Raw genomic sequence first — 12,628 nt, 5'->3', positions numbered from 1 at the left:
GATTCGTCAATATCGGCGTTGCCGGAAAGAAATCATGCCAACTTCATGGAGCCACCCACGTGCCGGGCCACTGATCGCCATTGCGGCGGAACACTGCGCGCCGGTGGCCGTCGGGAGAGATGTCGAGATACTCGAGCTTGTCCAGCACCACGCGCACCGGGCAGAAATTCGCATAGCCGTCGCCGCTGCCCGGTTCCCGAACATGACCGGCTTCGGGCGCATCAAGCGGCGTGCCCGGTGCAAACGGCGTGCGGTACAGGATCAGCGTATGCGGTCGTGCGGCGCTCCAGATGGCGCGCCGTTCGGCCTCGTCGGCGCAGATCTGCGCGCGGCCTTCGAGGCGGATCTGCACGAAGTTGTCGAGATCGAGTCCGGTCATGGCAATGCGCGGATCGGCGCGCAGCTCGGCGACCTTGGCCGAACGCATGTCGGTGTGGAAGGAGATCGAACCGCCCTGCTGGTCCGCATCGCGCAAGACCACGGTGCGCACCTGCGGCATGCCGGCAGCCGCGCCGATGCCATTGGTGGCGGCTTGCCACATCGTCAACGGCGTGCGTTGCGGACCGGCGCCTGCGGCGAGTGCTTTCCATATTGCGGCGTGGATGTCGTTCAGTGCAGTCATGGGCGGTTCTTGCCTTCCGTCAGGGAGGCCGCCATTGTAATCGCGTCACCGCTGTTGCGGCGCGCATACGCCGTCCACGATGGCGCTGCGAAATATTTCTCGTCTCGGCTACAATATTTTCCCTCATGATCCGTCTTCATCCTGTCCATCAATCCCCAACCCCGGCTTCGGCCCCGCGCTCCCACCGCGGCTGCCGTCGACTTGCCGATTGAACGTCGCTCCCGCTCCGGTCGACCGGCACACATAAATACGGCGAGCGCATGCACGCCCGCTCCACCAAGAAAGAAAAGAACATGACTTCTGCAACCCCGGCAACTCCTGCTGCTCCTTTACAGTTTTCTCCTTACCAAAAGTTCGTCGTCGGCGTGCTGGCCTTCCTGCAATTCGCCGTGATCCTCGACTTCATGCTGATGTCGCCGCTGGGCGCGCTGATCATGCCGGCCATGCAGATCACGCCGCAGCAATTCGGCCTGGTGGTGTCGGCCTACGCCTTCAGCGCCGGCGTCTCCGGCCTGCTGACCGCCGGCTTCGCCGACCGCTTCGACCGCAAGAAACTGCTGCTGTTTTTCTATACCGGCTTCATCATCGGCACGCTGTGGTGCGGCCTGGCGCAGACCTTTGAAAGCCTGTTGATCGCGCGCATCGTCACCGGCCTGTTCGGCGGCGTGATCGGCTCCATCGTGCTGGCGATCTCGACCGACCTGTTCCCGCTGCAGATGCGCGGCCGCGTCATGGGCATGATCCAGACCGCATTCGCAGCGAGCCAGGTGCTCGGCATCCCGATCGGCCTGTACCTGTCGAGCCGCTGGAACTGGCACATCCCCTTCATCGCCATGGCCGGCATGGGGCTGGTCGGCGGCCTCATCGTATTCTGGAAATTGCAGCCGGTGGCCGAGCATCTGAAGCTCAAGCAGGAACACACCGCGTGGATGCATCTGTTCCACACCGTGACCGAGCCGAGCTACCTGATCGCCTTCGCCACGACGGCCCTGCTGATGACCGGCGGCTTCATGCTGATGCCGTTCAGCAGCGCCTACCTGGTGGCCAACCTGGGCATCGACATCGAACACCTGCCGACGGTCTACCTGATCACCGGCCTGTGCACCATCGTGTTCGGCCCGCTGATCGGCCGCGCCGCCGACCGCGTCGGCAAGTTCCGCGTGTTCCTGTTCGGCACTTGCCTGTCGATGATCATGGTGCTGGTCTACACCCACCTCGGCCGCATCACCATGCCGGTGATCATCGTGGTCAACGTGATCCTGTTCCTGGGAATCTTCTCGCGCATGATCCCGTTCCAGGCGTTGGTGTCGTCGGTGCCGGCAGCCACGCAGCGCGGCTCCTTCAACGCCATCAGCGCGTCGATCCAGCAATTGTCCGGCGGCGTCGCCTCGGTCATCGCCGGGCACATCGTCTCGTTCGGCGTGGACGGCAAGCTGCAGCATTTCGATACCGTGGGCTACATCATCGTCGGCACCTCGCTGGTGGCGCTGACGCTGGTGTGGCGGCTCAACCGCAACATCATGCGGCGGACCGCGGCAACGGCGGCGACGGCTGCATAGCGCAAACGCTGCAACCGGTGCAACCGGTACAACCGGCACAAATGGAGTCAATGGCGGCGCAGATAAAGCGACGCACGCAAATCGCATGCGCTACCATTGACGCCACGTTCCATTCCGCACACGTACACGCCAACGCATGACATCGAAAGCCTCACCGCCACCTGCCGACGAGCCGCCCCGGCGCCCCGCCCTGCGACTGGCCGAGGCCGTCTATGAAAAGCTGCGCGACGACATCTTCGCGTTCCGCTTGCTGCCGGGCGACCGCTTTGCCGAGAACGACGTCGCCGAACGCCTGCAGGTCTCACGCACGCCGGTGCGCGAAGCACTGATGCGGCTGCAGAGCGAAGGCCTGGTCCGCGGCTACTTCCGCAACGGCTGGGAAGTGGTGCCGATCGATTTCTCGCGCTTCGCCGCGCTGTACGACTTGCGCGAGATGATCGAGCTGCATGCGGTGCGGCGCATCTGCGCGGCCTCAGCCAATCCGGCGCGCGCCGCCTTGCTGGAAGAAGCCGGCGCCGTCTGGCGCGTGGCCCCGGCCGAACGCCTGAGCGACGGCCTCGCGGTGGCGGCACTTGACGAACGTTTCCACCTGGCGCTGGTAGCCGCCGCCGGCAATCCCGAAACCGACGCCGTCTATCGCCAGGTCACCGACCACATCCGCATCATGCGCCGCCTCGACTTCGCCTATGGCGACTGCATCGGCGACACCTACGACGAACACATCGCCATCCTTGACGCCATTGCCGCCGGCGACGCCGCACATGCGGGTGCACTGGCCGAACGGCACATCCAGGACAGCCACGCGGTGGTCCAGCAAATCACCATCGACCGGCTTGAACAAGTCCGCACCGAGATGGCCCAACACCCCTCGCCGGCACCCGCACGGCGCAAACGCTTCGGCTGAAGCACGCATTTAGTGCAGCTTACCGGGCGCTGAAAGTCCCGCCCAGTCAGCACTTCCGGCCGATCATCTGCCGCTTTTATCCTGACACCGCCGGTTTTCTCCGGCATGCGCAGCACTCTTCCATCGCCCTGAAGCAATGCCTGCCCAATGGCACGCTTCCTGCATTCGTTTTGCCCTTGAAATTTATGCATACATAAATTGACAACGGCCTGCAAAGCGCCATTTCCCGCTATTCCCCTGCGGCTCCCACTTATTCCAGGAGAAAAACATGACCACCCTGACCAACACCTCAGCGCCCCTCGGCGCCACAGGATTGCTGCAGAATCGCTGGTTCCAGTTGCTGATCAGCCTGATTTGCATGATGGCGATTTCCAGCCCGCAGTACGTCTGGACGCTGTTCACCAAGCCGCTCTCGGCCAAGCTCGGCGTGCCCCTGTCGGAGCTGCAGATCACGTTCTCAATGCTGATCGTGCTGCAGACTTTCTTCTCGCCGTTCCAGGGCGGCCTGATCGAACGCTTCGGCGCGCGCCGGCTGATCTCGATCGGCACGCTGATGTCGGGCCTGAGCTGGGTGCTGGCGTCGCAGGCGTCGAGCATCGGCATGCTGTACCTGAGCTACGGCCTGGTCGGCGGACTCGGCACCGGCATCGTGTATGTCGGCGTGGTCGGCCAGATGGTGCGCTGGTTCCCTGATCGCCGCGGCTTCGCGGTCGGCATGGTGGCCGCCGGCTACGGCATGGGCGCAATCCTGACCACCTTCCCGATCTCGTCAGCGCTGGCCGGCCAGGGACTGGAAAGCACGCTGTGGCAGTTCGGCATCATCTTCGCCGTGATCGGCGTGATCGCCTCGCAAGCGCTGCGCTCGCCCGACCCGCTGACGGCGCTGCCGGCAACGCGCGTGGCGCAATCCACCGGCAACGACCTGGCGCCGCGCCAGATGCTGCGCACGCCGCTGTTCTGGCTGATGTTCTGCATGATGACCATGATGTCGACGTCCGGCCTGATGGTGACCTCGCAAATGGCCAGCTTCGCACGCGACTTCGGCATCACCAATGTGATGGTGTTCGGCCTGGCCGCCCTGCCGCTGGCGCTGACCATCGACCGCCTGACCAATGGCCTGACGCGCCCGTTCTTCGGCTGGGTATCAGACCATTTCGGCCGCGAAAACACCATGTTCTTCGCCTTCGCACTGGAAGGCGTCGCCATGGCGCTGTGGCTCATGACGCGTGACAACGCGGTCTTGTTCGTGCTGTTGTCGGGCGTGGTGTTCTTCGGCTGGGGCGAGATCTTTTCACTGTTCCCATCGACGCTGACCGACACCTTCGGCACGCGCAACGCGACGGCCAACTATGGCTGGCTGTATATTTCGCAAGGGATTGGATCGATTCTCGGTGGGCCGTTGGCGGCGCTGATGCATGAGAAGACCGGTAGCTGGCATCCGGTGTTTGGGACGGCGATTACGCTGGATATTCTGGCTGCGGTGTTGGCGTTGCTGGTGTTGAAGCCTTGGCGCAAACGTTATCTGACGCAAGCAAGATAAGCCTGTTTTTTAAAAAAGAAAATGCTCCTTGCCATCCATGTCCGGAGAGTTTCGATATTTGATCGACCGGACCGGATGCAAGGAACTGCCGGCATGCCATTGCCGTGAGCGCGATGCTCTATTCCATCTTTTCCGGTACACCGGCATCGCTAGCTGAGGTCAATCCCAGTTCGGCCAGTATCTCCTGGGTATGCACGCCGTGTTCCGGCGCCGGATATCTGACAATGCAAGGCGACCCCGACAATTTGACCGGAAAACCGACCATCCTGACCGCCCCGCGCCCCGGATGCTCCACCTCCAGCACCATTTGCTGATGCCGTATCTGGGGATCGCTCAACGCTTCACCGACGTTCTGCACTTTGCCGCAAGGAACGCCGCCGTCGTTCAGGCGCTGAATCCAGTTGGCCTGGGTGTCGGTGCTGAATCGCACATCAAGCAAGATATTCAGTTCCCGCCGGTTCGACATACGCAGCTTGTTCGTATTGAAACGCGCGTCCGACATCAGATGCCCGAGACCCAACAAACCCAGCAAGCGCCGCAAGATGTCATCGGTGCTCGGCGCGACGGCAATTTCGCCGTCGCTGGTATTGAACAAGCCATACGGTGAAGTGATGGGATGATCGTTGCCGGTGCGCACCGGCAGCTCCCCGGTGGCGAGATAGTCGGATGTCAGGTAGGCAAACATGCTGAGCATGCCATTCATCATGGCTGAATCCACATGCTGTCCCTGCCCGCTCTGGTCGCGCGCACGCAATGCATTGACCACGCCATAGGCGGCGTACAAGCCGGCCACCAGATCGGTGATAGGCGGACCGCAGCGCAACGGCGACTGGTCTTCGGCGCCGTTGGTGCTCATGAAACCGCTCATGGCTTGGATCACGAAATCGAATGCCGGTCGCTCTGCATACGGCCCGCTGGAACCGTAGCCGGTGATGCTGGCGACCACCAGCCGCGGATTGATCTGCTTCAGGCGCTCTTCACCGAATCCCATTTCGGCCAGCACCCCGGGGCGAAAATTCTCCACCAGCACGTCGGCGCTTTGCAGCAACTTCAGTAGTACCTCCTTGCCGGCGTCGGAGCGCAGATCCAGGGCCATCGAACGCTTGTTGCGATTGAACGAGGCGAAATACCAGCTGAAACCGTTGACGCCGGCGCCGGCCTTGCGGATCGGATCGCCTTCTTTCGTTCCTTCGATCTTGATGACGTCCGCGCCCATGTCGCCCAGCAGCATCGTGCAGAACGGACCTGAAAGGATACGAGTGAGATCAACGACCCGGATGCCGGAAAGAGGTTGTTCCATCGTCGTCCTCCTAACCTGCCGCAGTCGGTACGGCGCTGCTCGGATGCAGCTTGAGCCGTTCGCCGGCTCTCATTACCTGGCCCGGCAATGGCTTCTCCAGCGCCGCTTCCATCATGAGTGCGACATCGATGGATTTGCGCAGATCGACGCCGGTCTCGTAGCCGCTCTCGGCCAGCAGGTAGACCAGGTCTTCGGTGCAGATGTTGCCGGTCGCACCGGCCGCGAACGGACAACCGCCAAGGCCGCCGACAGAGGAGTCGAAACGGCGTATGCCCTCTTCCAGCCCGACCACGACATTGGCGAGACCGACGCCGCGCGTGTTGTGCAGATGCAGGCTGATCTTGAGCTGCGGGAACTGGTCTTGCAGCATGCGTACGGTAGAGCGCACGTTATTCGGCGTGGCCATGCCGGTGGTATCGCCCAGCGTCAGGTGATCGATGCCGAGCGCGACGTAGGCGCGCACGATGCGCAACACGTTGACGGCTTCGATCTCGCCTTCGAACGGACATCCGAACGCCGTCGCCACCGCACCGACCGCGCCGATGCCGGCTTTCTGCAAGGTTTCCATGATGGGAGCGAAGCCGTCGATGCTGTCCTGGATGCGGCGGTTCAGGTTCTTGAAGTTATGGGTTTCGGATGCCGAGCAGAACAGCACCGCCGCATCGAGACCGGTGGCGGCGGCACGTTCGGCGCCCTTGACGTTGGGCACCAGCGCCATCAGGCAAGTGTCGGCGCGGCGTTTGACGCCGGCCATCACTTCCACCGCATCGGCCAGTTGCGGCACCGCCTTGGGCGAGACGAACGAGGTCACTTCGAACTGCCGCAAGCCGCTGTCTATCATGGCGTTGATGATCTCGACCTTCTTGGCGGCGGGAATGATCTTCGCCTCGATCTGCAGGCCGTCGCGCGTGCCGACCTCAATGATGTCGACCCAGTTGGCGGGCTTGCCGGAGGACGTTGCGGAAGGGTTTTTCATGGTCTTTCCTTTACTCAAAATTCATTCAAAAAAAGTGCGCTGAAATCAGAACGTTTCATTTACTTGACCAACAGCGTCGGCAACCACGTCACCAGATGCGGGAACACGGAAATCAGGAACAGCACCACCAGCGACCAGCCAAGGAACGGCAAGGTCTCGACCGCCACCGACCAGATCCGCACCTTGCCAATGGCAGAGGTAATCAGGATCAGCAATCCCACCGGCGGATGCAGCATGCCGATCATCAGATTGACGATCACCACCGTGGCGAAATGGATCGGGTCGATGCCCAGCGCCGCCTGGATCGGCAGCAGCGTCGGCACGAACATCACCAGAGCCGGCAAGGGTTCGAACACCATGCCCACCACCAGCAACATGACATTGACCACCAGCAGCACCACCAGCGGATCCTTGGAAATACCGAGTACGGCATGGGCGATCGTGGTCGCGATGTGCGCCTCGCTCATCAGCCACGAGAACGGCCCCGCCGCCGCCAGCAGGAACATGATCACCGCCGACGTCTTGCCCGCCGAAAAGAACACCTTGGCCAGATCGCGGAAACGCAGGTCGCGGTAGATCAGCACACCCACCACGATGGCGTAGATGCAGATCGCGCCGCCGGCTTCGGTCTCGGTGATCCAGCCGGAACGGATGCCGACGATCACCAACAGCGGCACCATCAGCGCCCAGATCGCGATGCGCGTACTGCGCACCTGCTCGCGCCATTGCACGCGCGGCTTGGCCAGGTAGTGATGGCGCTTGGCGGTATAGGAACAGATCGTCACGAAACCGCCGAACAACATCATGGCCGGCACGATGCCCCCGAGGAACAGCTTGGCGACAGAAATGTTCGCGATCACGGCGTAGATCACCATCGGGATCGACGGCGGCAGGATCGGCCCCAGCAAGGCGCCGGCGGCGATGACGGCGGCGGCGTAGCCGGGCTTGTAGCCTTCCTTCTTCATGGCCGGGATCAGCATCGCGCCGGTCGCGGTGGCGTCGGCCACGGCGGAACCGGAGATGCCGGCCATGACCAGGTTGGTGGTCATCGCGACTTGCGACAGGCTGCCGCGGAAATGGCCGACCATGGCGGTAGCCCATTCCACCAGCCGGCGCGTGAGGCCGCCCTGGTTCATGATCTCGCCGGCCAGCACGAACAGCGGCACCGCCACCAGCGCAGCGCTGTCGACGTTGGACATCAGCGTCATCGGCGCCATCACCGGATCGACCGGGCTGCCGGCATGGAAGAACATGCCCGCCAGCGCCGCGACGATCATCGAATAGCCGACGTCGAGCCCGATCATCAGCAACAGGAAGAACATCAATACGCTAATGATGATGATCATCGTCGTCCTCCTTCGGGGAAAAACGGAAGCGGCCGCCGGTGCAACGATCGGCCAGGCGCAGCAGCAGGAACACGATCATCAGGCCCATGCCGCTGAGCAAGGCGGTATACATCATCTCGTAGGTCATCGACGTGCCCATGATGACCTGATAGCCGCCCACTTCCAGCAAAGGCAGGCCCACCATCAGGATGATGACCGACACCGCCAGCATCGCGAGGTCGAGCACAATCGCGATCGCGTTGCGGAAACGCGGCGGCGCAAAGTGACTCAGCAACTCGATGCGGATGTTGACGCGATCGCGCACGCCCGCTGCGATGCCGATGAAGGTCAGCCACATCAGGCCGACGCGGGCATATTGGTCATAGGCATCGAAGGTCGACTTGACGACGTAGCGGTCGATCACCTGGCCCACGGTGAATATCAGCACCGCCGCCAGCGCCGCCACCAGGACCACGCGCGTGGCCATGTCGAGCACTCTGACCGGCAGCGGCGCGGTTTGCCTGTCATCGCGATTGTCCTCACGATCGCGGCGTGCGGCTTCTTCCCGTTCATCGCCATCGTGCGTCCTGAGCGGCTGCTTGACCATGACCGCCTCCAGGGGATCGGTGATGTTCATGATCAATCACCCTGCTCTTTGTGGACGCGATCAACCAGACCGGCCGGCCACAGCTTGCCGTCCTGGCTCTTTTCCACGCCGGCAAATGCTGCGCGGAAGGCGGCCTTGTCGGGTACGACATAGGTGGCGCCGGCGGCCTTGAGGGTGTCGATACTTTCCTTTTCAAACTTCTTGGTCAGGTCGGTGGTCACCGCGCCGGCTTCCTGCGCGGCTTTTTTGAACATGGCCTTGTCGGCGTCGGAGAGTGTCTTCCACAGTCGTTCGGAAACGAAGAAGCCGACGATTTCATAGACGTGATCGGTGGCCGACCAGAACTTCGCGGTCTCATGGTATTTGGCCGGAATGGACAGATCGAAGCCGTTGTCCTGGCCGTCGATCATGCCGCGCGAGAGCGCGCTGTAGATTTCCATCATGCCCATCGGCGTTACCTGCACGCCGATGCGCTCGAACGACGCTTTCAGGATCGGAATGGTCGGAATCCGCAAACGCATGCCGCGCAGGTCTTCCGGCTTGCGGATCGGTCCCTTGGTGGTCTGGATGGCGCGCGCGGAACGCTGGCCCCAGGCGCCGAAGACGCGCACGCCAGAAGAAGCGGCGACCTTTTCATAGATGCCGTTGAATTCGGCGTTGTTCAGGATCTTTTCCGCCCACTCGCCGTTCTTGAACAGGTAAGGAACGTAAATGATGTTGAGCGGTTCGCCGCCGCGCACGAAGCTGATCGACGACAAGCCGAAGTAGCCCATGTCGACGGTGCCGACCTGCATGGCTGACAGCAATTGAGGAATGTCGCCGAGCTGGCCGTCGGTATAGAGGCTGACCGAATAGCGTCCTTTGCTTTCCTTGTCGACCAGTTCCTTGAAGTGCTGCAGCGCTTTATGCCAGGGGCTGTTGGTGATGGCGATGGTCGCCATCTTGATGGTCTTGGGCTGAGTCTGCGCCACGGCCTGGCCGCTCAAGGCGGATAAACCCGACACGCCGATGAAGGCTGCAAATAAGCCTACGAACAATTTGTTTCGCATTTTTGTCTCCTTGCTGGTCTATAGTCCCGCTTATGGAATGCGGGTAGGAAAAACCTTGCGTCGCCGCCTGTGCCGGCGGCTGGCGCAAGTGGTGTTCAGAACTCCCAGTGCACCGGCGCCGCGCCGGCGACCGGCGAGCGGAAACTGGCGACGCGCTGGCCGAACAGCGACGCCAGATAAACGGTTTTCAGGTCGGGGCCGCCGAAGCTGATGCCGGACAGATTGGCCATCTTGCGCTGGCCGCCGGAATCCAGATGCTTGCGCGTATAGGTGCCGTTCTGGAATGCCTGCTCCACTTCTTCCAGCCAGGTGCGGTCGACGTCTTCAAGCACCACATGCTGCTTGCCGTCGGGGGTGGCGCGGATGACGCGGTTGCTGACCACGCTGACGATCCAGATGCCGCCTTCTTCATCGAACGTGAATCCGTCGGGGAAGGTGCCGGCGCCGTACTGTGCGAAGACTTCCTTGCGGCCCAGGCTGCCGTCGTCGCGGATCGGAAAACGACTGGTGCAGCGCGCAATGGTTTCGTTGACATACAGCCATTTGCCGCTCGGGTCGACGATGGCTTCGTTGGTGAAGCCGATGCCTTCGGCGACCACCCGTGCGCCACGATCGTCGATCAGCACGATGTAGCCGTCGGCATGTCCCTTCTTCATCGATTGCTCGCGCGGCACCAGGCGTGTACTGACCGTGACCCAGGTCCGCCCGAGGCGATCGATGCCGACGAAGTTGGTCGGCTCCAGTTTACGGCCGTTCAGCTCCAACAGCAGCGGCGACATTTCACCGGTGCGCGACATGTGCCAGACACCCCCGCCCGGCCCGAGATCGGCCATCAGGAAGTCCCTGTTCGGGAGCAAGGCGATGCCGTTGGGCAAGAACCCTTCCGGCGCACCGCGCGCCATCGTGCGCTCAGTAGTGCCGTCGGGATGGATGATGTTGATGCCGCCGCGGCGATCCGGCAAAAACAGATCGCCGGATTTGGTGGCAAGTACGCATTCTCCTCGTTCGATATCGTTGCCGATGAATTCGACGTCGTCTGGCGTCAGGGTCAGCATGGGGACTCCTCACAGTGAAATTGTCTCGAAATAATGTGTGATTGGCAGTGCAGCATTTCGCTGCCCGCCGCTCTTTATGGATTTCACAGCCGGCTGTCGGAACAGCAGGCATGGAGGGATTCTGTGGCTTGGCCTTCGGAGCAACAAGCAATCATTCAGAAATCCCCCCATCTCGAAACGAGATGGCTCGGAAACTGAAATGAGGAGTTGCACACCGGACGGTGACGGAAAGGGATGGTCTGAAAAACTGCCCTCGGACGAACAAGGATCTGCTTGTCTGCTTGTTATGTGCGATGGAGATTCATGACGTCGAACAGGCTGTGCTGGAAGCGCTCCTCGACGCCGCGCTGCTTCATGTGCTCGACAAATGCCTTGGCGGCGGGTGTCAGTTGCGCCCCTTCGCGCACGGCGATGCAGATCATGGGACGCGCCCACGAATCGCTGAGCGGAATGAATTTGAGGCCGAAGGTCTGGCCGTGAGAATGAGCAAAGAACAGCGGCACCACGCCGATGCCCATGCCGCATGCCACCATGCGGCAGATGGTTTCATACGAGATCACCCGGATATGCGTGTGCTTGGGCTGGTTGAAATTGAGCGCTGCGTGATCGAGAAGCGAGGCCATGGCGCTGGCGCGGGACAACTCGACCTGCTCATATTCCAGCGTATCGACATAGGCGATCTGCTTGTGTGCTGCGAGAGGATGGCCGATCGGCATCACGACAGCAAGACTCAGCGTGCGATACGGAAAGGTCTGTAATCCTTCGAGGCTGGAAATCTCCGGGGCAATGCCGACGTCGGCATTGCCTTCGACCACGGCACGGAAAATGACCGGCGTGGACGATTCTTCCAGTTCGATCTTGATGCCGTGATGGACCCCGACGAAATCCTGAATGTCGCCCGGCAGGCGCGACGACAACGACGACACACTGGCCTGCACTTTGACGCGACCGCGCACGCCTTCGACGTATTCCGACATTTCGCCGTACATGCGCTCCATGGTCTGCAACAGCATGCGCGCATGATGCTGCAAAGCCTCACCGGCGGGCGTCGGCGTCACGCCTTTGACGCTGCGTTCGAGCAAGGGAACACGGAACAAGGCTTCCAACTCGCCGATGCGCTTGCTGACCGCGGAGGCGACAATGCATTCGCGCGCGGCGGCCTTGGCAATGCTGCCTTCTTCCAGAATTGCCAAAAACAATCGAACGGAAAATGGATCGATATTTCGCAAAATCTCGCTTCTTCAGTCGGTCGGATCGGATTCGGGAACACCCGAAAATCGCCAGCGTTCAGGCGGCGGATGTCGGCGTCAGGCACTTAGAATACGCTTGTTTGCAGACAGGCGCATGGCGCCGGCCAGGACGGAGAAGAAGTACCGCGGCGGAGAAGAGAATCGCCGCGACGTTGAGGCAGGATCGGCATGCCCGCGTACCAACATGGACTCTTTCCGGTCCTCAAAAAAGAAAAGGTGCGCCGCGGCGCACCCTAGTCAGGTCTCAGAGGTATGTCTCCTCCTTAATATACCCTGCGTCCAGCGTGCTGGACGCCTGAGTATCCGGTTGCCGGCTTGGCGTTTTAATAATTAGTGATGGGCGCCGCCGCCGAGATATGCTGCTTGCACCGCCGGGTCGTTCTGTAGCTTGTCGGCCGGGCCGTGCACGGAAATCTTGCCGTTTTCCAGGACGTAGCCGTA

General features: G+C 61.7%; 11 protein-coding genes and 1 pseudogene. 3 read left to right on the top strand and 9 right to left on the bottom strand.

The window, feature by feature from the left end:
* Positions 1-43 precede the first annotated feature (43 nt).
* The gene (locus tag ACIROW_RS00060; protein WP_402270566.1) at positions 44-622 is read right to left on the bottom strand and encodes a pyridoxamine 5'-phosphate oxidase family protein; all 579 of its coding nucleotides are present in this window, start codon (positions 620-622) and stop codon (positions 44-46) included.
* Between the two features lie 293 nt (positions 623-915).
* Here ACIROW_RS00060 and ACIROW_RS00055 point away from each other — a divergent pair, with 293 nt between their 5' ends.
* The 3 genes from ACIROW_RS00055 to oxlT all read left to right on the top strand — a co-directional run bounded on the left by ACIROW_RS00055 (position 916) and on the right by oxlT (position 4,625).
* Positions 916-2,181 (top strand): MFS transporter, encoded by a 1,266-nt coding sequence (locus ACIROW_RS00055; RefSeq protein ID WP_402270564.1) that lies wholly within the window; start codon positions 916-918, stop codon positions 2,179-2,181.
* A 136-nt stretch (positions 2,182-2,317) separates the two neighbouring features.
* Positions 2,318-3,085, top strand: coding sequence for a GntR family transcriptional regulator (locus ACIROW_RS00050; RefSeq protein WP_402270562.1), 768 nt, complete (start codon positions 2,318-2,320; stop codon positions 3,083-3,085).
* Between the two features lie 268 nt (positions 3,086-3,353).
* Entirely contained in the window at positions 3,354-4,625 is a 1,272-nt protein-coding gene (gene oxlT / locus ACIROW_RS00045) for an oxalate/formate MFS antiporter (RefSeq protein ID WP_402270560.1), read from the top strand.
* 118 nt (positions 4,626-4,743) lie between these two features.
* On the opposite strand, the gene ACIROW_RS00040 is transcribed toward oxlT, so the two are convergent.
* The 8 genes and pseudogenes from ACIROW_RS00040 to ACIROW_RS00005 all read right to left on the bottom strand — a co-directional run.
* Positions 4,744-5,925, bottom strand: a complete 1,182-nt coding sequence (locus ACIROW_RS00040) for a CaiB/BaiF CoA transferase family protein (protein WP_402270559.1) — start codon at positions 5,923-5,925, stop codon at positions 4,744-4,746.
* 10 nt (positions 5,926-5,935) lie between these two features.
* Positions 5,936-6,901 (bottom strand): hydroxymethylglutaryl-CoA lyase, encoded by a 966-nt coding sequence (locus tag ACIROW_RS00035; RefSeq protein WP_402270557.1) that lies wholly within the window; start codon positions 6,899-6,901, stop codon positions 5,936-5,938.
* A 59-nt stretch (positions 6,902-6,960) separates the two neighbouring features.
* Positions 6,961-8,247, bottom strand: coding sequence for a TRAP transporter large permease (locus ACIROW_RS00030; RefSeq protein WP_402270555.1), 1,287 nt, complete (start codon positions 8,245-8,247; stop codon positions 6,961-6,963).
* Positions 8,231-8,863 (bottom strand): TRAP transporter small permease, encoded by a 633-nt coding sequence (locus tag ACIROW_RS00025; RefSeq protein ID WP_402270553.1) that lies wholly within the window; start codon positions 8,861-8,863, stop codon positions 8,231-8,233. The genes ACIROW_RS00030 and ACIROW_RS00025 overlap by 17 nt, the downstream gene beginning before the upstream one ends.
* Before the next feature lie 2 nt (positions 8,864-8,865).
* Entirely contained in the window at positions 8,866-9,882 is a 1,017-nt protein-coding gene (locus ACIROW_RS00020; RefSeq protein WP_402270551.1) for a TRAP transporter substrate-binding protein, read from the bottom strand.
* Positions 9,883-9,977: 95 nt separating this feature from the next.
* Positions 9,978-10,937: an SMP-30/gluconolactonase/LRE family protein gene (locus ACIROW_RS00015; RefSeq protein ID WP_402270549.1), complete on the bottom strand. Its 960-nt coding sequence runs from the start codon at positions 10,935-10,937 to the stop codon at positions 9,978-9,980.
* Between the two features lie 284 nt (positions 10,938-11,221).
* Positions 11,222-12,130 (bottom strand): LysR family transcriptional regulator, encoded by a 909-nt coding sequence (locus tag ACIROW_RS00010; RefSeq protein WP_402270547.1) that lies wholly within the window; start codon positions 12,128-12,130, stop codon positions 11,222-11,224.
* 387 nt (positions 12,131-12,517) lie between these two features.
* A pseudogene (locus ACIROW_RS00005) lies at positions 12,518-12,628 on the bottom strand (ABC transporter ATP-binding protein); the annotation flags it as partial.

Source organism: Herbaspirillum sp. NPDC101397, assembly GCF_044767325.1.
Classification (GTDB): Bacteria; Pseudomonadota; Gammaproteobacteria; order Burkholderiales; family Burkholderiaceae_D; genus Herbaspirillum.
Note: the sequence above shows the minus strand (reverse complement) of the source record. Positions and strands in the feature narration are given on the sequence as shown.